The sequence below is a fragment of the Tardiphaga sp. genome, from assembly GCF_028290785.1.
In the GTDB taxonomy this organism is placed as follows: domain Bacteria; phylum Pseudomonadota; class Alphaproteobacteria; order Rhizobiales; family Xanthobacteraceae; genus Tardiphaga.
This window is the reverse complement of sequence record NZ_JAQGJD010000157.1, coordinates 1-24953: the sequence shown is the minus strand read 5'-3', so window position 1 is coordinate 24953 and position 24953 is coordinate 1. Positions and strand designations below refer to the sequence as shown.

The 24953-nt window shown below is 63.7% G+C and carries 27 protein-coding genes, 2 tRNA genes and 1 pseudogene; 9 read left to right on the top strand and 21 right to left on the bottom strand.

Annotated elements, in window-relative coordinates:
* Positions 1-122: 122 nt before the first annotated feature.
* Together JWR89_RS09380 and JWR89_RS09375 are read right to left on the bottom strand one after the other, a co-directional pair.
* Positions 123-207 (bottom strand) — tRNA-Leu (locus tag JWR89_RS09380).
* Positions 208-303: 96 nt separating this feature from the next.
* Complete coding sequence (locus tag JWR89_RS09375) at positions 304-546, bottom strand: FliM/FliN family flagellar motor switch protein (RefSeq protein ID WP_299714757.1); 243 nt, start codon at positions 544-546, stop codon at positions 304-306.
* 66 nt (positions 547-612) lie between these two features.
* Between JWR89_RS09375 and lipB the strand changes: the two genes are divergently transcribed.
* Complete coding sequence (gene lipB / locus JWR89_RS09370; protein WP_299714754.1) at positions 613-1338, top strand: lipoyl(octanoyl) transferase LipB; 726 nt, start codon at positions 613-615, stop codon at positions 1336-1338.
* Positions 1339-1382: 44 nt separating this feature from the next.
* Here lipB and JWR89_RS09365 read toward each other — a convergent pair whose 3' ends face one another.
* Genes JWR89_RS09365 through JWR89_RS09355 form a run of 3 tightly spaced genes read right to left on the bottom strand, consistent with a single transcriptional unit; the run spans position 1383 to position 4560 of the window.
* A complete protein-coding gene (locus JWR89_RS09365) occupies positions 1383-1682 on the bottom strand; it encodes an acylphosphatase (protein WP_299714760.1) in 300 nt (99 codons plus the stop codon).
* Positions 1682-2548 carry an isocitrate lyase/PEP mutase family protein gene (locus tag JWR89_RS09360; RefSeq protein ID WP_299714751.1) on the bottom strand — a complete coding sequence of 289 codons (867 nt, stop codon included), beginning with the start codon at positions 2546-2548 and terminating at the stop codon, positions 1682-1684. Before JWR89_RS09360 ends, JWR89_RS09365 begins: the two co-directional genes overlap by 1 nt.
* Positions 2545-4560 carry an acetyl/propionyl/methylcrotonyl-CoA carboxylase subunit alpha gene (locus JWR89_RS09355; protein ID WP_299714748.1) on the bottom strand — a complete coding sequence of 672 codons (2016 nt, stop codon included), beginning with the start codon at positions 4558-4560 and terminating at the stop codon, positions 2545-2547. The genes JWR89_RS09360 and JWR89_RS09355 overlap by 4 nt, the downstream gene beginning before the upstream one ends.
* 155 nt (positions 4561-4715) lie before the next feature.
* Between JWR89_RS09355 and JWR89_RS09350 the strand changes: the two genes are divergently transcribed.
* Positions 4716-6551 (top strand): nucleotide pyrophosphatase/phosphodiesterase family protein, encoded by a 1836-nt coding sequence (locus JWR89_RS09350; protein ID WP_299714745.1) that lies wholly within the window; start codon positions 4716-4718, stop codon positions 6549-6551.
* Between the two features lie 64 nt (positions 6552-6615).
* On the opposite strand, the gene JWR89_RS09345 is transcribed toward JWR89_RS09350, so the two are convergent.
* Positions 6616-7191 carry a hypothetical protein gene (locus JWR89_RS09345; protein ID WP_299714742.1) on the bottom strand — a complete coding sequence of 192 codons (576 nt, stop codon included), beginning with the start codon at positions 7189-7191 and terminating at the stop codon, positions 6616-6618.
* A gap of 387 nt (positions 7192-7578) precedes the next feature.
* Between JWR89_RS09345 and JWR89_RS09340 the strand changes: the two genes are divergently transcribed.
* Positions 7579-8238 (top strand): peroxiredoxin, encoded by a 660-nt coding sequence (locus JWR89_RS09340; RefSeq protein WP_299714739.1) that lies wholly within the window; start codon positions 7579-7581, stop codon positions 8236-8238.
* A gap of 66 nt (positions 8239-8304) precedes the next feature.
* Here JWR89_RS09340 and JWR89_RS09335 read toward each other — a convergent pair whose 3' ends face one another.
* Positions 8305-8706 carry a DUF2177 family protein gene (locus JWR89_RS09335; protein ID WP_299714736.1) on the bottom strand — a complete coding sequence of 134 codons (402 nt, stop codon included), beginning with the start codon at positions 8704-8706 and terminating at the stop codon, positions 8305-8307.
* A gap of 127 nt (positions 8707-8833) precedes the next feature.
* On the opposite strand from JWR89_RS09335, the gene JWR89_RS09330 reads away from it, so the two are divergent.
* From JWR89_RS09330 to JWR89_RS09320, 3 genes and pseudogenes are all read left to right on the top strand, one after another.
* The gene (locus JWR89_RS09330) at positions 8834-10294 is read left to right on the top strand and encodes a deoxyribodipyrimidine photo-lyase (protein WP_299714733.1); all 1461 of its coding nucleotides are present in this window, start codon (positions 8834-8836) and stop codon (positions 10292-10294) included.
* Between the two features lie 105 nt (positions 10295-10399).
* Positions 10400-10762 carry a hypothetical protein gene (locus JWR89_RS09325; protein ID WP_299714730.1) on the top strand — a complete coding sequence of 121 codons (363 nt, stop codon included), beginning with the start codon at positions 10400-10402 and terminating at the stop codon, positions 10760-10762.
* 116 nt (positions 10763-10878) lie between these two features.
* Positions 10879-11060, top strand: a pseudogene (locus tag JWR89_RS09320) (S-(hydroxymethyl)glutathione dehydrogenase); the annotation flags it as partial.
* 107 nt (positions 11061-11167) lie between these two features.
* Here JWR89_RS09320 and JWR89_RS09315 read toward each other — a convergent pair.
* The 5 genes from JWR89_RS09315 to JWR89_RS09295 form a co-directional block, all read right to left on the bottom strand.
* Positions 11168-11611, bottom strand: a complete 444-nt coding sequence (locus JWR89_RS09315) for a hypothetical protein (RefSeq protein ID WP_299714728.1) — start codon at positions 11609-11611, stop codon at positions 11168-11170.
* Between the two features lie 132 nt (positions 11612-11743).
* Positions 11744-13258, bottom strand: a complete 1515-nt coding sequence (ilvA, locus tag JWR89_RS09310) for a threonine ammonia-lyase, biosynthetic (RefSeq protein WP_299714725.1) — start codon at positions 13256-13258, stop codon at positions 11744-11746.
* Positions 13259-13329: 71 nt separating this feature from the next.
* A tRNA-Arg gene (locus JWR89_RS09305) sits at positions 13330-13406 on the bottom strand.
* Positions 13397-13843, bottom strand: a complete 447-nt coding sequence (locus tag JWR89_RS09300; RefSeq protein WP_299714722.1) for a hypothetical protein — start codon at positions 13841-13843, stop codon at positions 13397-13399. Before JWR89_RS09300 ends, JWR89_RS09305 begins: the two co-directional genes overlap by 10 nt.
* 121 nt (positions 13844-13964) lie before the next feature.
* Positions 13965-14120 (bottom strand): hypothetical protein, encoded by a 156-nt coding sequence (locus JWR89_RS09295; RefSeq protein ID WP_299714719.1) that lies wholly within the window; start codon positions 14118-14120, stop codon positions 13965-13967.
* 144 nt (positions 14121-14264) lie between these two features.
* Here JWR89_RS09295 and JWR89_RS09290 point away from each other — a divergent pair, with 144 nt between their 5' ends.
* On the top strand, positions 14265-14483 hold the full coding sequence (locus JWR89_RS09290; RefSeq protein ID WP_299714716.1) for a hypothetical protein: 219 nt from the start codon (positions 14265-14267) through the stop codon (positions 14481-14483).
* A 125-nt stretch (positions 14484-14608) separates the two neighbouring features.
* Entirely contained in the window at positions 14609-14887 is a 279-nt protein-coding gene (locus tag JWR89_RS09285) for a hypothetical protein (protein ID WP_299714713.1), read from the top strand.
* Here JWR89_RS09285 and JWR89_RS09280 read toward each other — a convergent pair.
* Both JWR89_RS09280 and JWR89_RS09275 read right to left on the bottom strand, forming a co-directional pair.
* On the bottom strand, positions 14856-15089 hold the full coding sequence (locus JWR89_RS09280) for a hypothetical protein (RefSeq protein ID WP_299714710.1): 234 nt from the start codon (positions 15087-15089) through the stop codon (positions 14856-14858). The two genes, JWR89_RS09285 and JWR89_RS09280, sit on opposite strands and share 32 nt — an antisense overlap.
* A gap of 429 nt (positions 15090-15518) precedes the next feature.
* A complete protein-coding gene (locus JWR89_RS09275; protein WP_299714707.1) occupies positions 15519-15971 on the bottom strand; it encodes a hypothetical protein in 453 nt (150 codons plus the stop codon).
* 444 nt (positions 15972-16415) lie between these two features.
* Here JWR89_RS09275 and JWR89_RS09270 point away from each other — a divergent pair, with 444 nt between their 5' ends.
* On the top strand, positions 16416-16772 hold the full coding sequence (locus tag JWR89_RS09270) for a GrlR family regulatory protein (RefSeq protein WP_299714703.1): 357 nt from the start codon (positions 16416-16418) through the stop codon (positions 16770-16772).
* Between the two features lie 6 nt (positions 16773-16778).
* On the opposite strand, the gene JWR89_RS09265 is transcribed toward JWR89_RS09270, so the two are convergent.
* The 7 genes from JWR89_RS09265 to JWR89_RS09235 form a co-directional block, all read right to left on the bottom strand.
* On the bottom strand, positions 16779-19460 hold the full coding sequence (locus tag JWR89_RS09265; protein WP_299714700.1) for a PAS domain S-box protein: 2682 nt from the start codon (positions 19458-19460) through the stop codon (positions 16779-16781).
* A gap of 226 nt (positions 19461-19686) precedes the next feature.
* Positions 19687-20487 (bottom strand): NUDIX hydrolase, encoded by an 801-nt coding sequence (locus JWR89_RS09260; protein WP_299714697.1) that lies wholly within the window; start codon positions 20485-20487, stop codon positions 19687-19689.
* Positions 20488-20625: 138 nt separating this feature from the next.
* The gene (locus tag JWR89_RS09255) at positions 20626-21579 is read right to left on the bottom strand and encodes a dihydrodipicolinate synthase family protein (protein WP_299714695.1); all 954 of its coding nucleotides are present in this window, start codon (positions 21577-21579) and stop codon (positions 20626-20628) included.
* A 105-nt stretch (positions 21580-21684) separates the two neighbouring features.
* Positions 21685-22545: a MaoC family dehydratase gene (locus JWR89_RS09250; RefSeq protein ID WP_299714692.1), complete on the bottom strand. Its 861-nt coding sequence runs from the start codon at positions 22543-22545 to the stop codon at positions 21685-21687.
* Positions 22546-22761: 216 nt separating this feature from the next.
* The gene (locus tag JWR89_RS09245; RefSeq protein WP_299714689.1) at positions 22762-23154 is read right to left on the bottom strand and encodes an OB-fold domain-containing protein; all 393 of its coding nucleotides are present in this window, start codon (positions 23152-23154) and stop codon (positions 22762-22764) included.
* Positions 23154-24302 carry a thiolase domain-containing protein gene (locus tag JWR89_RS09240; RefSeq protein WP_299714686.1) on the bottom strand — a complete coding sequence of 383 codons (1149 nt, stop codon included), beginning with the start codon at positions 24300-24302 and terminating at the stop codon, positions 23154-23156. The genes JWR89_RS09245 and JWR89_RS09240 overlap by 1 nt, the downstream gene beginning before the upstream one ends.
* 234 nt (positions 24303-24536) lie before the next feature.
* Positions 24537-24953 (bottom strand): DUF6537 domain-containing protein (locus tag JWR89_RS09235; protein ID WP_366142981.1); only part of this gene is annotated, 417 nt, incomplete at its 5' end.

Sequence of the window (24953 nt, the reverse complement as noted above, 5' to 3'; positions counted from 1 at the left end):
AGTCGGGGCACGACCACAAATCGCCGCTGCCGATGCCGGCAGAACTGCGCAACCAGCCGGGCATTCCCGGCCGCAGGCATTCTTTAAAAACCCTGCAATTTCAAAAACTTGAATGAGGTTTGTGGTGCGCTCGGAGGGACTCGAACCCCCACCCTGTTACGGACTGCCACCTCAAGGCAGCGCGTCTACCAATTCCGCCACGAGCGCTAAAGAGACCGGCTGGCTTGCGCCTGCCGGATCAACCGGCGCCGATGTAACAAATCAATGATGGGGGGACAAGGGCTGCGTACCGTTCCGCACCACCTATCTGTGGTCGGCGGTCCGCGGCAACATTTGCTTGACTTCGACCGCGATGCGGTTGCGGTTCACCATCACCACGCCGGAAGCGATCGGAAGGTTGTTGGCGAGGATCTTGACCTCGTCCTGCTCACTGGCATCGAGTTCGATGATGGCGCCGCGGCTGAGCCGCATGACCTGATGCACGGGCATCGACGTGGTGCCGAGCACCACCATGATATCGACCGAGATTTTATCGAGAGTTGGCACGCAGGCCCCACCATCCACACATGCAAGATTGCACTACGTCCGACATCACCACCTTATGGTTAGCCAATGGTTAATGACCGCCAAACTCTCGATTTAAAGCCCTTTTCACGCGGACAGACCGGACCGGCGGTGGAGTGGCGAATATCCGACAGCGCGATTCCCTATCCCGATGCCGTGGCCGCGATGGATTCGCGCGTCGCGGACGTTGCCAGTGGCAATGCCACCGAGTTGGTCTGGCTGCTGGAGCATCCGCCGCTCTACACGTCGGGCACCTCCGGCAAGGCCGATGACCTGCTGGAGGCCCGGTTTCCGCTGTTCGAGACCGGCCGCGGCGGCCAACTCACCTATCACGGCCCCGGCCAGCGCATCGCCTATGTGATGCTCGACCTCAAGGCGCGGCGCCCCGACGTCCGCGCCTATGTCGCCGGGCTGGAAGAATGGCTGATCCGCACGCTGGCCGCCTTCAACGTCAAGGGCGAACGGCGCGAGGACCGCGTCGGCGTCTGGGTCGCGCGCCCCGACAAGGGCGTCGGCCACGAGGACAAGATCGCAGCCATCGGCGTGCGGCTGCGGCGCTGGGTCTCGTTTCACGGCATTTCGCTCAACGTGGAGCCTGACCTCCGCCATTTCGAGGCGATCGTGCCGTGCGGCGTGGTCGATCCGCGCTACGGCGTCACCAGCCTGGTCGATCTCGGCCTGCCCGTGACCATGCCCGACGTGGACGTGGCACTGCGACAAGCGTTTGGCGAGGTGTTTGGCGAAGCGCAACAGCTGCCTGAAACGGCGGCCTGACTGCTTGCCCCGGGGCACAGACGAATTTCAGTAGCCATTTGGTTTCAAAGCGTCGGCAGCATCGAGAAAGTTTGCCCGACAGCACGCAGCGCCAGCATATCGGCACCCGCCTCATGCGCATAGACGGCTTCGACGCGCGCGCTGGTTGGGCCGCGACGGCAGCGTTCGACCATCTGCTCGACGATATCCGCCGGTCCCGCGAAAACCGCCTCGACGCTGCCGTCGCGGCGATTTCGCACCCAGCCTTCAAGGCCCAGCGCGGTCGCGGTGTGCTCCACCCAGGCACGATAGCCGACACCCTGCACCCGGCCGCGGATCGTCACCTGCCGGATGGCCTTGGCGATCATTTCTTCAGCCCGAGAAAATCCGCACCACGCTGCTTCACCAGTGCGGCCCGCGTCACCCAGTCCAGCAGATCGGCCGAGGCCAGCCCTGGCAAATCCTTCGGCGCTGCCCCCTCGCGGATTGCGCTGAGGGTCGCGAACACCGCCTGCATGGCCGCGGCGATCGGTGCGTGGCCCTGCACCGCGATGCGCACGCGCTGGCTGGCCAGGAAGTCCCAATCGGCCATCTCCTCGGTGGGTCCACCGAGCACGATCGGCAGTCGCGTCGCGGCGGCGATGGCCTCCAGATCGGCGCGCGTCTTCACGCCGGTGAACATCAGCGCATCGACGCCCTCGGCCTGATAGGCCCGCGCACGCACGATGGCGTCCTCCACCGAAGTGATCGATGCCGCGCCGGTGCGGCCGACAATCGCCAGTGCCGAGTCGCGGCGCGCATCCAGCGCCGCCTTGATCTTGCCGACGCCTTCCTCGTGCGAAACCAGTTGCGGCTTCGCCTCGCCAAAGCCGGACGGCAGCAGCGTGTCCTCGATGGTCAGGCCGGCGGCGCCCGCCATTTCCAGCTCCTGCACCGTGCGACGCACATTCAGCGCGTTGCCATAGCCGTGGTCGGCATCGACCAGCACCGGCAGCGATCCGGCACGCGACATCCGCCGCATCTGCTCGGCAAGTTCGGAAAGTGTGATCAGCGCGATGTCGGGATCGCCGAGCACTGCCAGGGCAGCCGCCGAGCCGCCGAACATGCCGACCTCGAAGCCGACATCCTCGGCGATCCGGACCGAAATCGCGTCATAGACCGATCCCGGCCGGAGGCATTGCGATCCCGACAGGATGGCGCGTAGCGCTTCGCGTCGGGTGCGGAACGTCATGCGAATTCGAGGATCAGCGCATCGACGGCGAGCGTGGCGCCGGCGAGGGCGTGGATCTTCTTGACGATGCCGTCGCGTTCGGCGCGCAGTACATTCTGCATCTTCATGGCCTCCACCACCGCCAGCGTCTCGCCGGCCTTGACGTCCTGGCCTTCGGTCACCGCGATCGACACCACGAGGCCGGGCATCGGGCACAGCAGCTTCTTGCCGGTGTCGGCCTTGACGCCGATCGGCATTAGCCGCGCCGCAGCGGCTTCCGCTTCGGTGAAGACGTTGACCGCGACTTCATACCCCTGATGCGCAAGCCGGATGCCGTTGGCGATCGGCCGCACCTGCATCGCGATCAGATGGCCATCGATGGTGCCTTCCCAGACCGGGTTGCCCGGCGTCCACGGCGATAGCAGCGTATGCGGATTGCCGACGCTGCCATCGGCGGCAATGAAACGCACCGCGACGCCCTCGCCTTCGCGGGCGACCTCAAGCGCGATCTCCTCACGCTCCAGCCACACTGCGCGGCGGCCGGCACGCGTCACCGCGCGACCGGTGAGCTGGCCGGAAATCTGCCGCTTGCGCTCGCCGATCACGGTGTCGATGGCCGCGGCTACCGCCGCGATGCGGCGCGCCACTTCGCCTTCCGGCGGACGAGCAACAAAGCCCTTGGGGAATTCTTCCGCAATGAAGCCGGTGGACAGGTTGCCCTCGCGCCAGCGCGGATGGTTCATCAGCGCCGACAGGAACGGAATGTTGTGGCGGATGCCGTCGATATAGAATGCATCGAGCGCGTGGGCCTGCGCCTCGATGGCGGCGGCGCGCGACGGCGCGTGGGTCACCAGCTTGGCGATCATCGGATCGTAGTAGATCGAGATCTCGCCGCCCTCCTGCACGCCGGTGTCGTTGCGCACGGTGATGCCGCCGACGCTGCTCTCGGCCGGCGGGCGGTATTTCACCAGGCGCCCGATCGACGGCAGGAAATTGCGGAACGGATCCTCGGCATAGACGCGGGACTCCACCGCCCAGCCGGTCAGCGTGACATCCTTTTGCGCCAAAGCGAGCTTCTCGCCGGCGGCGACCCGAATCATCTGCTCGACGAGATCTACGCCGGTGATCAGCTCGGTGACGGGGTGCTCGACCTGCAGCCGGGTGTTCATCTCAAGGAAGTAGAAGCTCTTGTCCTGCGCCGCGACGAACTCCACCGTGCCGGCGGAATCGTAATTCACGGCCTTGGCCAGCGCCACCGCCTGCTCGCCCATCTTGCGCCGGGTGGTCTCGTCGAGCAGCGGGCTCGGCGCTTCCTCGATGACCTTCTGGTTGCGGCGCTGGATCGAGCATTCGCGCTCGCCTAGATAGATGACGTTGCCGTGCTTGTCGCCGAGGATCTGAATCTCGATGTGACGGGGATCGACGATGAACTTTTCGATGAAGACGCGGTCGTCGCCGAACGACGACTTGGCTTCGGCCGTGGCGAGGCCAAAGCCTTCTTCCACTTCCGAAGTCGAGTATGCGATCCGCATGCCCTTGCCGCCGCCGCCGGCGGAGGCCTTGATCATCACGGGATAGCCGATCTCGTCGGCGATCTTGATGGCGTGCTTGCCGTCGGTGATGACACCGAGATGGCCCGGCACCGTGGAGACGTTGGCCTTGGCCGCCGCCTTCTTGGATTCGATCTTGTCGCCCATCGCGGCGATGGCGCCAGGGTTCGGTCCGATGAAGACGATGCCGGCGGCCTGCAGCGCGCGCGGGAAGGACTCGCGTTCCGACAGAAAGCCATAGCCGGGGTGCACCGCTTCGGCGCCAGTCTTCTTGCAGGCCTCGACGATCTTCTCGATCAGCAGGTAGCTCTCGCTGGCCGCCGGCGGACCAATCAGGACAGCGTCATCGGCCATCTCGACATGCAGCGCGTCGCGGTCCGCTTCGGAATAGACGGCGACGGTCTGAATGCCCATGCGGCGGGCGGATTTGATGACCCGGCAGGCGATCTCGCCGCGGTTGGCGATCAGAATTCGTTTGAACATGAGCTGTTTACTTGCAACCTTTGAGCGGGGTCTGGCCAAGCCGGCCGGCGGCGCAATGTGGCATGTGGGCGCGGCTGTAACAATTCTGTCGCCAACAAAAACTACAGAGGGCGGCAGGCCCGGGTGGCCTGAATTCGTTCGAAATGGGGGTTTTCATGCGCTGCGCCATCGCACTCTTGTCTGTTGGGCTGACCGCTCTATCTGCCGCCACGGCTTTCGCCCAAAACAGCCCGCCCCGCAACCTGATTTTGTTCGTCCCCGACGGCCTGCGCGCCCTCAAGGTGACCCCGGAAACCGCCCCCGCGATGGCCGCATTGCGCGATAAGGGCGTCAATTTCCGCAATTCGCACTCGCTGTTCCCGACCTTCACCATGGCCAATGCTTCCGGCATGGCCACCGGGCATTATCTCGGCGACACCGGCACCTTCAGCAACTCGATCTACACCGGCCATCCGACCCCGCAGCAGAATGGCAGCCCGATTCCGTTCATCGAGCACGACCAGGTGCTCGGCGATCTCGACGAGCAGTTCAACGGCGACTACCTCAATGAAGAGACGCTGCTGAAGGCCGCGCGCGGCGCCGGCTTCAGCACCGCCGCGCTCGGCAAGGTCGGCCCGACGCTGATGTTCGACCACACCGAACGCACCGGCACCAAGAGCATCATCCTCGACGACCAGACCGGAGCGGTCGATAAGGACGGCAAGCTGATCGGCATTCCCCTCTCCGACGAGATCAAGGCCGCGCTGACCGTTGCCAACATGCCGCTGGCCACGCCAGGACGCGGCGACAACGGCAAGTCCGGCGATGCCAAGACACCCGGCACCACCATCGCCAACGTCACGCAGCAGGGCTATCTCACCGACGTCGCCACCAAGGTGGTGCTGCCGATGTTCAAGGCCCGCAAGAAGCCGTTCGTGCTGGTGCTGTGGTCGCGCGATCCCGACGGCACCCAGCATAACCAGGGCGACAGCCTCAACACCGTCACCCCCGGCATCAATGGCCCGGCCTCGATGGCTGCGATCAAGAATGCCGACGACAACCTTGCGCAGTTGCGCAAGGCGCTCGACGATCTCGGCCTGAGTGCATCGACCAACATCATCGTCTCCGCCGACCATGGCTTCTCCACCATCTCCAAGGAGAGCAAGACATCGACGACCATCAAGGGCACATACCCCGACACCCCCGCCGGCTTCCTGCCGCTCGGCTTCTTCGCCATTGATCTCTCGAAGGCGCTCGACCTGCCGCTATTCGATCCCAACAGCAAATTCGCCGCCGTCGCCGATAATGATTATCCGAAAGCCGGCAACGCCTATCTTGGCAAGGATCCGGCCAAGCCGGAACTGATTGTCGCCACCAATGGCGGCTCCAACCTGATCTACCTGCCGACCAAGGACAAGAAGCTCGCCGAACGCACAGTGAAGGCGCTGCTGGCACAGGATTATGTCAGCGGCATTTTTGTCGAGGACACCTTGGGCAGTTTCCCCGGCGCGCTGCCGCTGTCGTCGATCAACCTCTCCGGCAAGGCGATCACGCCGCATCCGGCCATCGTTGTCAGCTTCCGCTCCTACGCCACCGGATGCGCAGAGCCGACCACCTGCTCGGTGGAAATCGCCGACACCATCCTGCGTCAGGGCCAGGGCATGCACGGCAGCTTTGGCCGCGGCGACACCCAGAACTTCATGGCGGCGATCGGGCCTGACTTCAAGGCCGGCTACGTCGATGCTCTGCCGGTCAGCAATGCCGACGTCGGCATCACCGCTGCAAAACTGCTCGGGCTTACCCGCAAGACAAATGGCAGCCTGATCGGCCGCGTCATGACCGAAGCGATGCCGAACGGCGCCACGCCGAAGGCCGTCGCCGACACCGTAAAATCCAAGCCCGACACCCAGGGCCTCCGCACCGTGCTGCAGCTGCAGACCGTCGGGAAGCAGCGCTATTTCGACGTCGCGGGCTTCCCTGGACGCACCGTTGGGCTGGACGCGAAGAAATAAATCGCAACAAAAAACGGCGGGGAAATTCCCCGCCGTCTTGAATTCAGTCGCTATCCCGGCCGGTCTACATGCCGATATCGAACACGTTCGGCAGCGACGCCATCGGCATCGTCGCGGCGCCGACGAGGGTGGCGACCAGGGTCAGAAGCGTGCGGTTGCGGACGCGCTTGCCACGCATCTGGGTCGCGATCCATTCCAGCACTTCGATATTGACGCCGATAGCGCGGGTCGGCGCCCAGCTCTCGATGGCGGTGTCTGGCGATAGGGCCACGGCGCGGGACGGCACCGGCAGGCCGGAGGCCGACGCGGCGTGATGCACCACGGCCTTGGCGAACAGATCGTCAAAACGGCCATCGTCAGTGCGCTCGGCGGCGGCATCGTTGATGGCGAACAGCGCTTCAGCCTCGGCCCGGCTGACCGGCTGGCTCTCGACGCCGGCCGCCGTGAGAATGCGCGCGCACCAGGCGGCGTCGTCGGCATCAAGCGCTCGGGAAAAATGGATACGCCCCTTCGTGGTCGGGCCTTCACCGGTAATCACTCCGTCCCGCACGATGGCGAGGGCCTGCGCCGCGCTGCGGCGGTCGATGATTTCGGAGGTCTCGATGGCGCCGACGAGGTCGGCAACGGCAACGGTCAACATGTCCTGCACTTCTCTTTTCTTCGTCTTTTTCGTTCTGAACCCCAGCATTTCCATGTGGGGATTAACGGTGGATTAACGGATCGGTTTAGCGGTCGTCACTTTTTGGAGCGTTGCCAATTTGTCGCGCCGATCTGCGTCCGGGTTCATCGAAGTCGCAGTGCGGTCAGGCGGGATTGGGCCGGACAGACGGCAACTTCGCGACATCACGCGTTTGCGCTTTGTCGTGTTCGCGTTGCCGCAGGCGTGCCGCATACAAAATCATTCCAGCCATTCGCCCGACCGGAGAATGATCTTGTCCTTTGCCCGGCGGTGTTCCTTTCCGCGCGCCCGTCGCTTATAAGTCGGAATACGAATTCATCTGTAACTAGAACGACATGAGGTCGAGACATGACACTTCAAATTGGCGCCGTGGCCCCGGATTTCGAGGCTGATACCACCGCCGGACGCATCAAGTTCCATGACTGGATCGGCAATAGCTGGGCGCTGCTGTTCTCGCACCCGAAGGACTTTACCCCGGTCTGCACCACTGAACTCGGCGCACTGGCAAAGCTGCAGCCGGAGTTCGACCGCCGCGGCGTCAAGCTGATCGGCCTCAGCGTCGATCCGGTAACCAAACATTCGCTTTGGGTCGAGGACATCCGCGAAACCCAGGGGACGGCCCCGACCTTCCCGATGATCGGCGATACCGACCTTAACGTTTCCAAGCTCTACGACATGCTGCCGGCCGCCGTTTCCGGCGACGCCAACAGCCGCACCGCAGCCGACAACGCCACCGTCCGCAACGTGTTCGTGATCGGTCCTGACAAGAAAATCAAACTGGTGCTGGTCTATCCGATGACTACCGGCCGCAATTTTCAGGAAATCTTGCGCGTCATCGACTCGCTGCAGATGACCGCCAAGCATCGCGTCGCGACCCCGGCCGATTGGCAGCAGGGCGAGGACGTCATCATCGCCGGTTCGGTCAGCGACGACGAAGCCAAGACCATCTATCCCGACGGCTGGAAGTCCCCGAAGCCCTACATCCGGATCGTGCCGCAGCCGAAGTAACGACCGCGCACCGGACACGACGAGGGGCGCTCCGCCGATGCGGGGCGCCCCTTTTCGTTTGGCGCGTCAGATCTTCGGCGCCAGCCAGTTGGCGATCAGCAGGCCGAGGGTGGAGGATACTGCGGTGACGAACGTCCCCCACGCGATATCGACGGCGACGACGGCCCACGTCCAGTGCTTGAGCAGCGACAGCGAGGTCAGCTCGAAGGTGGCGTAGCAGAAGAAGCCGAACAGCGCGCCATACAGCAGCGTCGTCTGCCAAGTCGCATCGGGCGAGCCGCTGACGAAGATCAGGACGCCGACCACGTAAAGCAGATAGAATAGAATCGCCGGCGCGAGGCGAATCTCGCCGAGCATGTCGCCGACCTGCGAGCTGAAGAAGCCCTTGGCGATGGTGCCGAGAAACAGGAAATCGATCGGGATGAGGACGATGAACGTCGCCAGATAGAGAAATGCGTATCGCTTCACGTCGGCCTCCGGACTGATTTTTCGCGCAATATTCGGTCTAAGTACGCACCAGCCGTTGCTTGGTTGCAAGCTGCGGCAGGTATTTGAGCCTGGATCGATTGCCCGACTCGCGTGTTAGATTTCGCGTATGACCGATACACATCCCCACATCGTCTGGTTTCGCGACGACCTTCGCCTCTCGGATCATCCTGCTCTGCACGCAGCCGTCAGCAGCGGCGCCCCGGTTGTGTGCCTCTACCTCCTCGATGAGCAGAGCGCCGCATGGCAGCCGCCGCAGGCGCGGCCGATGGGCGGCGCGACGCGCTGGTGGCTGGCGCAGTCGCTGCGCGCACTGGAGACGAGCCTCGCGGCGATCGGCGGCACGCTCGTGCTGCGCCGCGGCGCCGCCGCCGATGTGATCACGGCGCTAGCGCGCGAAGTCGATGCCGGCCACGTGCACTGGAACGAGATCGCACAGGCGCCGCACCTCGCCATCGCCGATGAAGTCGTTGCCGCACTCGCCGACCTCAATGTCGGCGCCCACAGCTACAACGGCGACCTGCTGGTGCAGCCGTCAGCACTGCGTACCAAGGAAGGCCGTGGTCTGCGGGTATTCACCCCGTTCTGGAAACGCATCCTGGCAATGGGCGATCCCGCCAAGCCACTGCCTGCACCGAAGCGACTGAAGCCCGCACCGAAGGTTGCCAGCGACAAACTGTCCGACTGGAAGCTCGAGCCGAGCCGACCCGATTGGGCCGGGGGGCTTCGCGAGAGGTGGATACCGGGCGAAGCCGCTGCGCAAAAGCATCTCAAGCACTTTCTCAAGGCCGGCGTCGCCGGCTATTCCGATGAGCGCGACCGGCCAGACCGCGAAGGTACCTCGCAGCTTTCGCCGCATCTCCGGTTCGGCGAGATCAGCCCGCGGCAGATCTGGTTCGCGGCGCGCTTCGCCGCCGCCGAGCATCCCGATCTCGGCAGCGACATCGGCAAATTCCTCAGCGAGATCGGCTGGCGCGAGTTCTGCCGGCACCTCTTGTTCGACCTGCCTGACCTTGCGGAGCGCAATCTGCAGCCCTCCTTCGACGCGTTTCCGTGGAAGACCGACCGCACGGCGCTGCGCGCCTGGCAGCGCGGCCAGACCGGCTATCCGCTGATCGACGCCGGCATGCGCGAGCTCTGGCACACCGGCGTGATGCACAATCGCGTCCGCATGGTGGTCGCTTCCTTCCTCGTGAAGCACCTGCTGATCGACTGGCGCGTAGGCGAAAAGTGGTTCTGGGATACGCTGGTCGATGCCGACGCCGGCAGCAATCCGGCCAACTGGCAATGGGTCGCGGGCTGCGGCGCCGATGCCGCGCCCTACTTCCGCGTCTTCAATCCGATCCTTCAGGGAGAAAAATTTGATCCCGATGGAGTCTACGTTCGACGCTGGGTGCCGGAGCTGAAAGCGATGCCGTCGAAGTTCATCCATCAGCCGTGGAACGCTAGCCCGCTAGAGCTTGGCGTCGCCGGCGTCACGCTCGGCAAGAGCTATCCGATGCCGATCATCGAGCACAAAGTCGGTCGCGAGCGCGCGTTGAAAGCGTACGCATCGACACGAAACAGTTGACTACACGTCGCTCACACTTCATCTGAGACACGAATCGGACTATCGTCAGAGAATCAATAACCTTTGGGGGATAAGATGAAAGACGACACACCGATTTTGGAGCAGATGACAGACGCTCTCAGCAGCGCTGCCGATGCGACAAAAGAAGCCGCCACTTCCTTGGTGAAGAAGGTCCGCAAGGCCACCACCAAGAAAGCGGCGAAGAAGCCCGCGGCAAAGAAAGCCGTGAAGAAGTCCACCCCGAAATCTTCGGCCAAGAAATCCTCGGCGAAGAAAACCAAGAAAGCGAAAAAGACAGTGGCAAAATCAGTGAAGAAGACCGCGAAGAAAGCTCCGAAGGCCGCCAAGACCACCAAGAAGGTCGCCAAGAAGGTTGCCAAGAAGACCGTGAAGAAGGCTGCTCCGAAGAAGGCCAAGAAGGCCGCTCCGAAGAAGGCCAAGAAGGCTGCCAAGAAGTCCAAGAAGTAAGCCTCACAGCTCAGCTGTGAAGTGAAAGCCTCCGGGTCCAAGCCCGGAGGCTTTTTCTTGTCTGGTGTTCAGGGCCGCGCGCGGTTGACGACAACACCGCACGCCAGGCGACCACGCCGTGCGACAAGGTCTGCTGCATCGGCTGCGGCGTCATCACCGGCGTCGGCGCCGTCATCAACACGGCCAAAGTCGAGCAAGGCGCCCAGGCGATCGTGTTCGGGCTGGGCGGGATCGCCTCAACGTGCGGCAAGGTCTGCGACTTGGCGGCGCCGACAGGATCATCGGCGTCAATCTCAGTAACGCTTGGCAGATGGGGGCCGTTACGGGCTGCGGCGTTCGATACGATCCGGCTCTGCTGAGCGGCGCTGTGCGCTGCACCGCGTCCGGGACAAGAGATTGGTGTTGCTAAAACTCTTCCGGACAGGGATCGACGATCCGCCACAGGTCCAGGCCGTTCTTGATCTTCTTCATCTCGGGCGTGAGGCCGCCGTTGCGGCTGATCCAGTCCTTCACCGGCTGCGGATAATAACCCATCAGGTCGGAAGTGCCCTCGTAGCTGGTGACCTTGATGCCGAAGGTGAAGGCCTTGTCGTAATAAGCCTGGTGGAAACCAAGGCTGGCGCGCGGGGTGACGCAAATCTTGTTCATCGGCACGATGCCTAACACCATGGTGCAGGCGGAATTGCAGATGCCGTCGATGATCACGCGCTCGCGGCGCTCGCGGATCTTCTCGTATTTGGCCTTATACTCGGTGACGTAGCCGCCATGGTCCCGGGTGATGCGAAGGTCCGCCCGCGCCGGCGCGGCGAGAAGCGGCAACATCAGCAGGGGCAAAAACCAGGGGCGCATGAGCCATCGAAACCGGTAAGGGGCTGTCGGACAGCGGGTATGTCCCGCGGCGCGACTCTGGCCGGACTATGTTGGCAATTCGTTAAGCATCGCCTTTGAGCGAAAAAAAGGCAGACCCGACCTGCCGCCGCCTCAGGTCAAGAACATCCGGTACACCGGGTTGGCCGTCTCGTCCTCGTACGGGTAGCCGAGCGCGTTCAGCCGTTCCGCAAGGTGCGGACGGTCAGCTTCGGGGACTTGGATGCCGACCAGCACGCGGCCGTAGTCGGCGCCGTGGTTGCGGTAGTGAAACAGGGTGATGTTCCAGTCCGGTCCCATCTGGTCGAGGAATTTCAGCAGCGCACCGGGCCGCTCCGGGAATTCGAAGCGCAAAATCACCTCGTCGCTCAATGCCGGGGGCGCGCGGCCGCCGACCATGTAGCGGATGTGCAGCTTGGCGGTTTCGTCGGCACTGATGTCCAGCACCTTGTAGCCGAGGGTCTCGAGCTGGCCGATCAGCTCGGCCTTCTCACGGCGGACGCCGGCGAGCTTGAGGCCGACAAAGACGTTGGCATCCTTCGCATCGGCAAAGCGGTAGTTGAACTCGGTGATGTTGTGGTTGCCTATGGTCTGGATGAAGCGGCGGTAGCTGCCGGGTTGTTCGGGGATGGTGACGCCGAGCAGGATCTCGCGGGACTCGCCGACCTCGGCACGCTCCGCGACGTGGCGGAGGCGGTCGAAATTCATGTTGGCACCGCTGTTGATGGCGACCAGCGCACCAGTGCGGGTCGGGTTCGCCTCCGCGTAGCTCTTCAGCCCGGCCAACGCCAGCGCACCGGCGGGCTCCGCCAGCACGCGCATGTCCTCGAACACATCCTTGATGGCCGCGCACATCTCGTCGGTGTCGGCGACGATGATGTCGTCGAGCAGGTCGCGGCAGATGCGGAAGGTCTCGACGCCGGCCTGCCGCACGGCAACGCCGTCGGCGAACAATCCGACGCGGTCGAGGATGACGCGCTCGCCCGCCGATATCGCCGCCTTCATCGAGGCCGCATCGACCGGCTCGACGCCGATGACTTTCGTTTCGGGCCGCAGAAACTTGATGAATGACGCCACGCCCGCGGCCAGGCCGCCGCCGCCGATCGGCACGAACACCGCCTCTATCGGATCGGGATGCTGCTGCAGGATCTCCATGCCGATGGTGCCCTGCCCGGCAATCACATCCGGATCGTCATAGGGGTGCACGAAGGTCAGGCCGCGCTCGGCTTCCAGCTGGCGCGCGTGGGCCGAGGCTTCGTCAAAGGTGTCGCCGAACAGGATGGCTTCGCCGCCCCAGTACCTGACCGCATCGACCTTGATCGGCGGCGTAGTCACCGGCATCACGATGGTGGCCTTGATGCCGAGCCGCTGCGCCGACAGCGCCACGCCCTGGGCGTGGTTGCCTGCCGAGGCGCAGATCACGCCGGCGGCGCGCTGCTCGGGCGACAGCTGCGAAATCTTGTTGTAGGCGCCGCGGATCTTGAACGAGAAGATCGGTTGCAGATCCTCGCGCTTCAGCAGCACCGGGCTGCCGAGCCGCGCGCTAAGCCGCACCATTGGATCGAGCGGGGTGTTGACCGCGACGTCGTAGACCCGGGTGTCGAGGATTTTGCGGATGTAGTCAGTCACGGTAATTCCTTGAAAGCACGTCTCGCCGGCGGCCTGAGCAGCGGCCTACGACACATCGGCAGACGCGGGAATGGTGCACTCGGAAGGATTCGAACCTCCGGCCCTCGGAATCGAAATCCGATGCTCTATCCAGCTGAGCTACGAGTGCGACGGCGGCACCATAGCGGCGAAAGCCGCAAAAGCCACCCCCGAACCGGTAAAATCTCCGGCGGTCACCAGCGGGCAAGAGGCGGCAGCGGCGGATGGAACGATGGCCGCCATCGGCGATTTATCCGGATCAGCAACCTGGAGAATCGACATGAAAATTTCGACCATTGTATTGGCTTCGGCGCTCACCCTCACTTCGTCACTGGCTTTCGCGCAGGCCAGCGGGAGCGCAGGCGCTTCGGGCGGAACGGCCGGGTCCAGTTCGGGCGCGACCGCTGGCACAACCGGTTCCGGCACCTCCGGGGCTGGAACATCGGGCGCGGTGAACAGCGGTGCCAACAGCTCGATGAACCCCTCAGGCAGCACCATCGGCGCCGGTACTTCGCCGAGCGGTTCGACGATTGCCCCGACCGGCTCCGGCTCCACGACCTCGGGCACGCGCTGATCGCCTGTCGGCAGCTTGCGAACGCATACCAAGAGCCCCGCTAACGGCGGGGCTCTTGCATGAAAAATTCATCGATTGCGGCAACGCGATTTTCACCAGAATACTGGCGAACAACTAATCCGCCTTCTTCGCTCGCCCTGCCAGCTTGATGTAATCGCGCCGCAACGCCTCATAGTATTCCCGCGCATCCGGGCACGTCGCATCCGTGGCCAGACGCTGACATTTCTCCGCCTCTGCCTGGTAGTGCTTCGCCGGGTCGTCTTGCATCATCGCTGCCTCCGGCGAGATAACCGCCCAATGCCCAAAACGTTCGTATTCCCTACGCGCCGGCCGCCGCAAGGAACCATTGTTCCTCCGAGAAATTATTGCCGCGCGCTGATCGCACTGCTTCTTCGATGCACTCAAGAGGCCTGCATGAAAGATTTTTCCAACGCGGCGTTTGCGCCGGATACGATTTCAGTGATGAAACAAGCGCTGGATAGCGCCGTTTCGACGCTGCCGCATCCGGTCAACTCGGCCCATGTGAAGTCGATCGCCGAAAGCATTTTGCGGACTACGCGGGAGGGAGAGCGCGATCCGACCATGCTCAAGACCATGGCCCTGTTGGAATTGCAGATCAGCGAACGAGATTAGATTCGGCTAACAACGGCCCAGCAGCTCTTGGATCTTGTGGCCGTTCACGCGCTACCAAAGTTGATCTTGCTGCAATGCAACCAGACGGCATATTGCGCATTGATGCTGGAAACGGAGGTCCTCGAATGTCCTACGCGCTGTTTTCCAACGACGTCAAAGTCAGCAAGGCTTTCCCTACGAAATCCGAGGTCTGGCAGCACGCTTCCGACAGCGGGCTGGTGATCGAGGTCGGTTCGCGCGAAGAGGATCCGCCGCGCCGGATTCTCGATATGGGTTACGCGATCCATGACTGCGGGCCCGACAAATCGGAAACGTCGCACGCACCCGGCATGAGTGAACGTGAAATTTCACAGCTGATCGCGGCCTGCAGCGTCAATCCGCGCTCCGCAGCCGCCGCATCGTGAATTCGATCTCGCCGCCCGGCAGTTCGCGCCAGCGTTCGACTTCGCTCATATAGGCTTGCTTTGGAAACCGGTCGAGAAACGCCCGCGCCGTCGCGCGGGCTTTTTCACGCGGCTGCGTGAGGGTCTCGCGCAGGAAGCCGTCGTCCGCCCGATCGCGGCGCGCGCGCATCCTGTCTGCCAAATCACGCGGCGTCCTCGGCATCGCTCATACTCCGTACCAGAGCAATGCCGTATAGATTGCCATGGATTGGCTGTGGATCAAGCTGCCCATTGAAGCAAGAAAGGGTGCCCCGATCGCTCGGTGCACCCTTCCCCGTTCTCGCTGAACCAAGGCGCTAAGGCGGCGCCCTTGCCGGACTCAAAGCATGAGCCTAGCGGGCGGCCTCAGCGAGGTGACAGCGCTTGGAAATAGACACTGGACCACCTCCTTTCATTGTTTGTGACACGGAGAGTATAGGAAGGATTCGGCCGTTGTTAAGAGCCATTCTGCCATCCTGCCATGCAATCCTACGGGGCTCGCTTGCCAACTGCTGTTGCGAGTCCGTCACAGCCTGTTCGCCGGCGCTCGCACTTCGATGCGGCGCGCTTAAGGGGAACACGCTCACGATACCTCAAAGCCGTACCGCTTGAGCTACGTCATGCTGCCTGGCATGAAGCAGCGGATAGTGATACCGCCGGCGCCTTGCATGGGCCATACCATGGTGCGGCCCACCCGGTTCGGTCCGGTGATCACGGCTTCATCGGGCACGTCGAACCAAGTGCCCTCGAGCCTGACTTTGTAGTGGCCGCTGCTGGACTCCCAGTCGACATCGCTGACGGCGCTGCCATCGGCGTCGGAGCAGCATGGCCCCTTACCGCTACGCAGGCTGTCGAACCAGGATTTCAGTTCGGGGCTGGTGGCGGCGAACTGCCCGCGGTCGCGCGCGAAGGCCGAGTGCGCCAACGGTAGCAACGACAGTACAGCCATGCCCATGGCCGCAACGCCAAACTTCCGCCAACCGCGGCGTCGCCTGCGGTCCTTGTGAAAAACAGTTGTGCTACGCGAATACGGCGCGTCGGCGCCGGAAGTCATCCAGTCGCTCATTTGCTTGCTCCAGCCCCCGGCCAGCGCAGTTAAGGCTATGCATGTGGCGGGCCAACTTCCCGCCTTGCGTCGTATCGCTTACGCAAAAGTGCATCACGGGACTAACGAAGACTGCCTGCGGAGAAATGCTGCGACAGGCTGTCTATTCGCAAGATAAGCGATTCTTTGAACTTTCTATGGCAACTCTTCGCGCTGCAGCGAATCCGCGGGTGATAACTATCCGCACAGAAGCCAACACGTTGCTTCACGCCGCGCTGCTAGCCGACATGGCGGGCGGCGCGGTGTCCGCCGAACGATCCTGCTGGATGCTATCAGCATCCCTGCCGTGCGCGCGTGACGCCTGGCCACCGTACATAGCGCCAAGTGTCGCGTTGACGTTGCCGCCCGGGGTTTGGCATAGTTCAAGATGCGCTGCCAAGGGACGGGCCGCGCCGTCAGGACATTATGAAAAACGGACTTTATTCGATTCACGTCGATCTGGAGGACGGTCGGTCGGGCAAGGGCAGCGGCGTCGTGATATTCCGCGACGGGCAGATCCTTGGCGGCGACGCCTACCTGTATTATGTCGGCAGCTACGTTACGAACGAGGCCGCCGGCACCTTCAAAGGCGAGGTGAGCGTGATGCAGCACACGCGAAGCCCGGCGCAAAGCCCGCTATTCGGCGGCCAGAACCAGCCGGTGGGCATCGGCGTCTCCGGCACTTTCACCGATACCTCGGCGATCATGAACGGCACTGCTTTGGTCGGCAAGGCCAGTCAGATTTTCCGCGCCACGCTGCGCAAACTGGCGGATACGGAGTAGCGAGGCCTACTCCGCCGCCATTTCCAGCGGCGCGACGCGCGGCAGGATGATCTGCACGCGAGTGCCCTTGCCCGGCTCCGAATGCAGGTTCAGCCTGCCGCCGAGCCGATTGGTGACGATGCTGTAAACGATGTGCAAGCCGAGCCCAGTGCCGCCTTGATCGCGACGCGTGGTGAAGAACGGATCGAAGGCGCGACGGCGAACGTCCGGGCTCATGCCGATCCCGTTGTCGGCAAACACCACCTCGACATGGTCGTCACCGGATTCCTGGATGCTGATCTCCACCGCACCGCCGCCGCCGTTCGGAAACGCATGCGCCACCGCATTGAGAAACAGGTTGGTCAGCACCTGGCCATACGGCCCGGGGTAGCTGTTCATGATCAGGTTGGGTTTGCAGTCGACCGACAGCGCCAGGTTCTGCTTGCGCAGTCCGGGCTTCAGACTTGTCACCACCTGCTCCGTGAGGTCAGCGAGGTCGAACACCCGCTGGTCGGAATAGTTGCGGTCCGCGGCGACCTGCTTGAACGACTGGATCAGTTCGGCTGCGCGATTGAGATTGGCAACCAGCTGCGCCGCCGCATCCCGGTTGGAATCGATGAACTCGGTCAGGCTGGAGCGCCGCAGGTCGCCGCGCGCTACTTCCTCGCCGAACATCGCGATCTTGCGTTCGAGCGACGACGCCACCGTCAGGCTGATGCCGACGGGATTGTTGACCTCATGCGCCACGCCGGCGACCAGCCGCCCCAGCGCCGCGAGTTTCTCGGCCTCGATCAGCGAGTTCTGCGTCTCGCGCAGATTGCGCAACGCGGCCTCGGCGGCGTCCTTGGCCTTGCGCATTTCCTGCTCGCTGCGCTTGCGCTCGCCGATGTCGAGTGCGACGGTGACGATGTTCTCGAGCTTGCCCTCCGGATTCAGCAGCGGCTGCTTGTTGACCAGCCACTGCCGCATGGAGCCTGCGGCATCCTGATATTCCTCTTCGTAGAAGCCCAGGCCATCGCGGGTTTCCAGTACGCGCCTGTCGGGCTCGCTGGTTTTCGCCGCGCCGTAGCGCGCCATCAACTCCGCAGTTGTGCGGCCGATTGCGTCGCCGGGCTCGATGCCGAAGATGCCGGCCATGTACCGGTTCATCAACACGTAGCGCAGGTCGGTGGTCTTGACGTTGATCACCGCTGGCACCGTGTCGATCACCTGCTGCAACAGCCGGCGGCCTTCCCTGACCGCAGCCTCGGCGCGCTTCTGATTGGTGATGTCGCGCACCGTGCCTTCATAGCGCACCACCACGCCGTTTTCGTCGCGCACCGCGGTGGCGCTATCAGACAGCCAGAGAATTGTGTAGTGCCGCTGCCGGACCTGGTATTCGAATTCGCGCACCATGCCGTCGCGTTCCATCCGTAGCTGGTATTCGGCGCGCGCGTCCGGATCGACATAGATGCTGCGCGAAATGTCCAGCGTGGCGCGGATCAACTCTTCCGGCGTATCGTAACCCATGATCCGCGCCAGCGCCGGATTGGCGTTGAGCAGCGCACCTGCAGGTGTGGTCACATAGATGCCATCGACCGAGCCCTCGAACAGTTTGCGATAGCTTTCTTCCGCGAGGCGCTGCTCGGCGAGCGCGCGAACGGCGGCCTCGCGGGCGGCGTCGGCCTCCACCAGGGTGCGGCGGAACACCTCTGCGGCACGCGCGATATCGCCGATCTCATTGTCGATATCGGTGGCCGGAATCGAAGTGTGTTTCGCCCCGCCGGCCAGCGCCCGGATCGCTTTCGAAATCGCATTAAGCGGTTTCACCGTGCGGCGCACCACGAACAGAGCGGCAAGCAGACCGACCAGCACGCCGGCGCTGCCGAGCGCGATGCTCTGCCATTTTGCCTCGGTCAGCGTGCGCGCGAAATCCCCGGACAGCACCCGGCCACGCCGCGCACTGAGCTCGCGCAGCAATTCCGTGACGCGGCCGATCAGCCGACCCTCGGTACCGAGCACTTCGCGGTCAAGGTCGGCGATCTCACTTTCAGCGGCAGCGATCGCGCTGATGCCATCGGCATAGCCATCCGCCGCAGTGCGCAGCGGCGGATCATCGATCGGCAGGGCCCGCATCTGCTGCGCGGCCTGCTCGGCATTGACGGGATCGCGCGCCAGCAGAGCTGCGTTGATCTGGTTCTGGGCCTTGAACAGGTTGCGGGCGGTGGCGCGGTTCGGCGTCTCGCCGATCGCGGCTTCGAATTTTTCTCGCAGCGGCGGCAAGGCCGCGACCAGCGCGGAGCGCCGGCCGATCAGGGCGCTGACCCTGTCGATGCCTTCGCGGTAGCTGATCAGCCGCGCGGCGACGCCGTCAATCATGTCGCGCTGCTCGGGCGCCAGTTCGATCCGGGTCTTCTTCAGGAGTTCGCCGAGCGATGCCGCCGCCTGCGAGACCCTTTCCGGCTGGGCATCCGGATCGGTGACGAAATCCCGCGCCGCCAGCCGCAGGCTGCTGAGCCGACGGTCGATATCCTCGGCGAGATCTCCAACGGTCTGCAGCCGCTGCAACTCGCCGAAAGTCATGTCGAGGTGGCGGATCGCGACCACGCTGGCGATGCTGGTGATCAGGACGACCGCCAGTACCAGCAAGAACCCGCTGAAAGTCAGCTGCCCGATCGAAAGCGAGGACGATCGGATCCGCTGGAAAAACGCCGCGATGGCAGATGGCATGTCAGGAACCGGGCTGCAGACGGCGGCAATATACCCCGACTTCGCGCCCCGGGGGAACAGACTGGACGCCCCGCCTGCGGAGCCCCCAGCGCGATGCTGTTCTGCCGGGATCGCGTCGCCGTGCCCCGTTGCGATGACCGTTGAGGGGTAGAGTATTTTACAGATTGCTACCTTAACAAACCTTAACTCGGTAGAGCTACCGAATTCGACGTCGTTAAGCTCTGGGTTAAGGCGTGCCTGTCAGTTCGAACACCTCACCGTCGTAGCCGGCCTCGGCTGGAATCCGTAGCTGCCGCTTGTCGCCGTGCCTGGTGACCACCGGCGTAACCGTGACCACTGAGCTCGCGCGGGCGTCGTCAAGCGCGGCCTGGACGCCTGGTTGCTTGCCCAGCTTGATCAGGTTGCGCGTGGTGGGAAACGGCAGCGTGAAGCGACCGTTCGCGCCGCCCTCCAGCGCGTCACGCGGCGACAGCCAGATCGAGTCAGTGGATTCCTTGCCGTCGTGCAGGCCGACCTGTTCCGGCGGCGCCTCGGCGAGAAAGAACCAGGTATCGAACCGTTTTGGCATTCCCACCGGAGTGATCCAGTGCGCGTAAGGCACCAGCAGGTCGAGCGCCAGAACAAGATCGTGGCCGGCGACGATATCGGCGAATTTCACCTTACCCTCATTCAGGGCATCGCGATGGCTATCGGCGATTTCGCCGGCCCGTTTCGCGTCGATCAGTTCGTGCGAGCCGCGCGGTCGCGCAAGCAGGATGCGGCTCTCCTCGAATGTCTCGCGGATCGCGGCAATCCGAAAATTCAATGTCGCGGCATCGTGCCCGGCGCCGCCGGCATACAGGTCCGGACGGGCGACAATGTCCTTATCGCCGGCATCGACGCTGCCACCGGGAAACACCAGCGCGCCGGAGGCAAACTCGATCTGATAGTGCCGCACCATCATGAACACCTCGATGGCATCGATGGCGCCCTGCCGAAGCAGCAGGATCGTGGACGCAGGCCGCGCAGCGCCGGGCTCGGTGGGCATGAGTTTCGCTCCCTGAACGGTCCTTGTCCCGGACCTATCCGTTGTCATGGCCGGGCTCTTCCCGGCCATTCCCGATGTTTTGCAACGGCATCCGTAGATGCCCGACACAAGGCCGGGCATGACGACCGAGGGTACCCGTTAACCTGCCGCGCGGGACTGCTGCTGCAGGTTAGCGCGCTTGTCGAAGCGGGCGACACGCGACAGCAGGTAATCGATCTCGGCCTTGGCCGTCGCCGTGATCGTCGGACCCGGCTTGCGCTGGGCCGCGGAGGCAATGACGCCACGTTTCTGCAACACGTATTTGCGCACAGCGAGCCCGATGCCGAGCTGCTGCTCGTAGCGGATCAGCGGCAGATGCGCGTCAAACAGATCATGCGCCTTGTCGCGCTCGCCCTGCTTCTGCAGCCTGACCACATCCACCAGCAGTTCGGGAAAAGCGTAACCGGTCATCGCGCCATCGGCGCCGCGCTCCATCTCGAAATCCAGGAACACGCCGCCGTTGCCGGTGAGGATCGAGAGTTCGCGCAACGAACCGTCCTTCTGGAAGCCGCGCAGCGTGGTGATCTTCTCCAGGCCTGGCCAGTCCTCGTGCTTCAGCATCACGCAGGATTTGGAATCCATGATGATCTTGCGGATGACCGCGGGCGTCATCACGACCGTCAGCGTCAACGGATAATCCTGCAGCACCCACGGAATATCATCGCCGATCGCTTCGATCGCCTGCTTAAAATAGCTGGTGATCTGGTCGTCGGTGCGCAGCGTCGGGGGCGGCGCGATCATCACGCCGGCGGCGCCGGCATCCATCGAGGCGCGGGCCAGGGAGCGCATCGCCGCAAAGCCCGGCGACGACACGCCGACGATGATCTGCATGGACTTGGAGCGCTTGACGAAGCGCGTCGCCACCGCCTGGGCCTCGGCGGCCTCAAGCTTGGGCGCTTCGCCCATAATGCCGAGCACGGTGATACCGTCGCAACCAGCCTCCGCATAGAAATCGGTAAGCCGGTCTATCGACGCGTCATCCACGCGGCCGTCGTCATGGAACGGAGTCGGCGCGATGGCGAACGTGCCGGCAGCCTTTGGGGTCAGCTTCATGGTGTCTCCTTGAGAAATCCGCCCGGAACGGCACCGCCTGCCCCGTCGCGGCGCAATATGCCCTGAAACGACGACGGTTGACCAGCCGCGTCCGGGGCAAACAAGTTACGCAAGCACCGTCCTGCCGCTCTTGATGACGGTAACGTTGCGCGATTTCACCTTGGCTTCGAACGACACCACGTTGCCGTCCTTCCACAGGTCCATGGTGACGGTCTCGCCGGGATAGACCGGCGACGAAAACCGCACCGCGTGCTGCCGGAAGGCCGCGGGATCGTAATCGGCAAACGTCTGCAGCACGCCGCGGCAGGTGATGCCGTAGGTGCACATACCATGCAGGATCGGGCGCGGGAAGCCGGCCCGCTTGGCGAAGTCGGGATCGGAGTGCAGCGGGTTGCGATCGCCGCACAGCCGGTAGACCAGCGCCTGGTCCGGCCGAGTGGAGATATCGACGCTCTGGTCGGGCGCGCGGGTCGGCATCGTGTGCGGCTCGGGCTGGCCGCCCGACGGACCGCCGAAGCCGCCATCGCCGCGGGCAAAACGCGACGCCACCAAGGTCGCCAGTTCGACGCCGCTTTCATCACGCAGCACGGTCTTGTGGCGGATCACGGCACCCTTGTCCTTGCCCTTGTCGAACACGTCGAGCACGCTGGAATCGGCGGTGATCTTCGCCGCCACCGGCATCGGCTTGTGGAAGGTGATGTCGCGCTCGCCATCGACCACCATCAGCTTGTTGAGGTTCATCTCGCCCGGCGAGGAGCCCCACGCCGCCACCGAGGCGAAGGTCGGCACCACTTTCAACGGGCGGTCGGAGTAATAGGCTTCGTTGACGAAGGCGAGCTCGCGCTCGTCCATCGGATCGGCGCCGAGGCCAATGCCGTAGGCGTACAGCATGACGTCGCGGTCGGAGTAGCTGTAAGGCTGGCCGATGTTCTTCAGCGCCATCAGCTGTTTGTAGTTGATTGGCATGGGTATTCGCTCCCTAATTTTTTGCGGCGCTCATGCTGGCGCCCTCTCCCCTTGTGGGAGAGGGCAGCACAGGTGCCCGCTCCAAGCTGTGATGGGTGAGGGGGGCCGCAGGCGCAAGCGCTTCTGGCTACCCCTCACCCGTCCGCGCTGCGCGCGGCCACCCTCTCCCAGCTAACGAAGCTTCGCTTCGCGGGGGAGAGGGAAGAAAGCGCGCCGCTACGCCGGCGTGAAAAACGGCAGCGGCGCGCCATCTGTCGGCTTGAACACCACCTTGACCTTCTGCCCGATCTTCAGCGTCGCCAGGTCGCAATCAACGAAGTTCGTCAGCAGCGACGGGCCCTCCTTCAGCGTGACGTAGCCGATGGCATAAGGCCCGGTGGCGGATTTGCGCATCAGGCTGAAAGTGTAGATCTCGGCTTCTCCCGAACTCTCTTCCCACACGGTCTGGTCCGAGAAGCAGAACGGGCAGATCGAGCGCGGAAAGTAATGCGGTTCGTTGCACGCGGTGCACCGCTTGAACAGCAGCTTGCCCTTGGCCGCCGCCTCCCAATATTCCTTGGTCTCGGGATTGCCTTCCGGCGCAGGATACTTCTTCGCTGTCGTTTCCATTACACGCGCTCCAGAATGGCGGTCGAGGCCGCATGGCGCACGCCGAGCAGGCCGCCGGTACCGTGCACGACCGCGAGGTCGCAATTCGGCACCTGCACCTTGGGATGAGCTTCGCCGCGCAACTGGCGCACGGCTTCGAGGATCTTGGTCATGCCGCCGCGATTGACGGGGTGGTTGTTGCAGAGACCGCCGCCATCGGTATTCCACGGCAGCTTGCCGACGCCGGAGATCAGGTTGCCGTCGGCGACGAACTTGCCGCCCTGGCCCTTCTCGCAGAAGCCGATGTCTTCCAACTGCATGATCACGGTGATGGTGAAGCTGTCGTAGATCGAGGCGTACTTCATGTCCGACGGCTTGACGCCGGCTTCCGCGAAGGCCGCGGGACCGGACCACACGCCGGCCGAATAGGTCAGATCGAGATCCTTGCCGCCGCGCGGGCCTTTCAACGCCTCGCCGTGGCCGATCATCCGTACCAGCGGCTGCTTCAGGCTGCGCGCGATCTCTTCCGAGGTCACGATGATGGCGCCGCCGCCGTCCGACACGACGCAGCAATCGAGACGATGCAGCGGATCGGAGATCAGCGGCGAGTTGATGACGTCCTCGACGGTAACAACGTCCTTCAGCATCGCATGCGGGTTGTACTGCGCGTGATGCGAGGCGGCGACCTTGACCCAGGCCAGTTGCTCGCTGGTGGTGCCGTAATCATGCATATGGCGCAGCGCGCACATGCCGTAGATGTTGTGAGTGGTGGCCTGATAGGCGGCTTCGAAATCGACCTCGGGGCCGACGGCGCGCGGCGGCATCGCGCCGGTGCGCGGCTTGCCGGCCAGAGTCACCAGCACGATCGACGCCTTGCCGGCATTGATCGCCTCGGCGGCGTGACCGAGCGCAATGATGTAGGAGCAACCACCTGTTTCAGTGGAATCGAGATGGCGCACCTTGAGGCCCATGTAATCGGCCATCGCCATGACGCCGCCCGGCGCATCGCCGGCGCAGATGTAGCCGTCGATGTCGTGCTTGGTCAGGCCGGCGTCGATCAGCGCGCCGCGGGCGCATTCGGCGTGCAATTGCGCGGTGGATTTGTCGGGTGCATGCCGGGTCGGATGCTCGTAGATCCCGGCGAGGTACGCCTTGCCTTTGATGCTCAAGAAATTCTCCGCTGGTGTTTCGTTCCCGCGGAAGTCTTGGCGCGTCGAAGCGGCGTTGGCAAGACGCGCAAACGCGCGGCGGGTTTGCGAAAGCAGATTTCGCACAGCGGAAATGAAGATCGTAAGGTGGGCAAAGCATCGGCCGCGCAAGCGCGGCGATGTGTACCTACCGCCTCACAACGTATGAGCGGTGGGCACGGCGCCAGCGCGCGCCTGCCCACCCTACGGCCTTTGCTATTCCGCTGCGATCTGGCGCGGTGCCGGCGGCGGGTTGGCGAGGTCTTTCGCCAATTCCGCATAGCGAACCTTGGCGGCTTCCACCGAGGCTTCCTTCACCGGACCATAGCCGCGAATCTGATCGGGCAGCGACAGCAGCGCCACCGCCGTGTCCACCGTCAGCGGCGACAGCAAACCGAGCACGGTGGCAACGTCCTTCTCGTAGCCGGCGATCAGGTCACGCTCCAGCTTGCGGTCGGCGCTGTAGCCGAACAGGTCGAGCGGCGTACCGCGTAAACCGCGCAGGCCTGCCAGCGCGCGAAACAGCGGCATCATCCAAGCGCCGAAAGCGCGCTTCTTCGGCCGGCCCGAGGAATCGACGCCGGGCAGCATCGGCGGCGCGAGATTGAACTTGATCTTGAAGTCGCCCTCGAA

What these genes read in the sequence shown, in the direction of transcription:
- lipB (WP_299714754.1), top strand. Translation starts at nt 613, where the DNA reads ATGGTTAATGACCGCCAAACTCTCGATTTAAAGCCCTTTTCACGCGGA.
- JWR89_RS09360 (WP_299714751.1), bottom strand. Translation starts at nt 2,548, where the DNA reads ATGACGTTCCGCACCCGACGCGAAGCGCTACGCGCCATCCTGTCGGGA.
- JWR89_RS09355 (WP_299714748.1), bottom strand. Translation starts at nt 4,560, where the DNA reads ATGTTCAAACGAATTCTGATCGCCAACCGCGGCGAGATCGCCTGCCGG.
- JWR89_RS09350 (WP_299714745.1), top strand. Translation starts at nt 4,716, where the DNA reads ATGCGCTGCGCCATCGCACTCTTGTCTGTTGGGCTGACCGCTCTATCT.
- JWR89_RS09345 (WP_299714742.1), bottom strand. Translation starts at nt 7,191, where the DNA reads ATGTTGACCGTTGCCGTTGCCGACCTCGTCGGCGCCATCGAGACCTCC.
- JWR89_RS09340 (WP_299714739.1), top strand. Translation starts at nt 7,579, where the DNA reads ATGACACTTCAAATTGGCGCCGTGGCCCCGGATTTCGAGGCTGATACC.
- JWR89_RS09330 (WP_299714733.1), top strand. Translation starts at nt 8,834, where the DNA reads ATGACCGATACACATCCCCACATCGTCTGGTTTCGCGACGACCTTCGC.
- JWR89_RS09325 (WP_299714730.1), top strand. Translation starts at nt 10,400, where the DNA reads ATGACAGACGCTCTCAGCAGCGCTGCCGATGCGACAAAAGAAGCCGCC.
- JWR89_RS09315 (WP_299714728.1), bottom strand. Translation starts at nt 11,611, where the DNA reads ATGCGCCCCTGGTTTTTGCCCCTGCTGATGTTGCCGCTTCTCGCCGCG.
- JWR89_RS09295 (WP_299714719.1), bottom strand. Translation starts at nt 14,120, where the DNA reads ATGATGCAAGACGACCCGGCGAAGCACTACCAGGCAGAGGCGGAGAAA.
- JWR89_RS09290 (WP_299714716.1), top strand. Translation starts at nt 14,265, where the DNA reads ATGAAAGATTTTTCCAACGCGGCGTTTGCGCCGGATACGATTTCAGTG.
- JWR89_RS09285 (WP_299714713.1), top strand. Translation starts at nt 14,609, where the DNA reads ATGTCCTACGCGCTGTTTTCCAACGACGTCAAAGTCAGCAAGGCTTTC.
- JWR89_RS09280 (WP_299714710.1), bottom strand. Translation starts at nt 15,089, where the DNA reads ATGCCGAGGACGCCGCGTGATTTGGCAGACAGGATGCGCGCGCGCCGC.
- JWR89_RS09275 (WP_299714707.1), bottom strand. Translation starts at nt 15,971, where the DNA reads ATGAGCGACTGGATGACTTCCGGCGCCGACGCGCCGTATTCGCGTAGC.
- JWR89_RS09270 (WP_299714703.1), top strand. Translation starts at nt 16,416, where the DNA reads ATGAAAAACGGACTTTATTCGATTCACGTCGATCTGGAGGACGGTCGG.
- JWR89_RS09265 (WP_299714700.1), bottom strand. Translation starts at nt 19,460, where the DNA reads ATGCCATCTGCCATCGCGGCGTTTTTCCAGCGGATCCGATCGTCCTCG.
- JWR89_RS09260 (WP_299714697.1), bottom strand. Translation starts at nt 20,487, where the DNA reads ATGCCCACCGAGCCCGGCGCTGCGCGGCCTGCGTCCACGATCCTGCTG.
- JWR89_RS09255 (WP_299714695.1), bottom strand. Translation starts at nt 21,579, where the DNA reads ATGAAGCTGACCCCAAAGGCTGCCGGCACGTTCGCCATCGCGCCGACT.
- JWR89_RS09250 (WP_299714692.1), bottom strand. Translation starts at nt 22,545, where the DNA reads ATGCCAATCAACTACAAACAGCTGATGGCGCTGAAGAACATCGGCCAG.
- JWR89_RS09245 (WP_299714689.1), bottom strand. Translation starts at nt 23,154, where the DNA reads ATGGAAACGACAGCGAAGAAGTATCCTGCGCCGGAAGGCAATCCCGAG.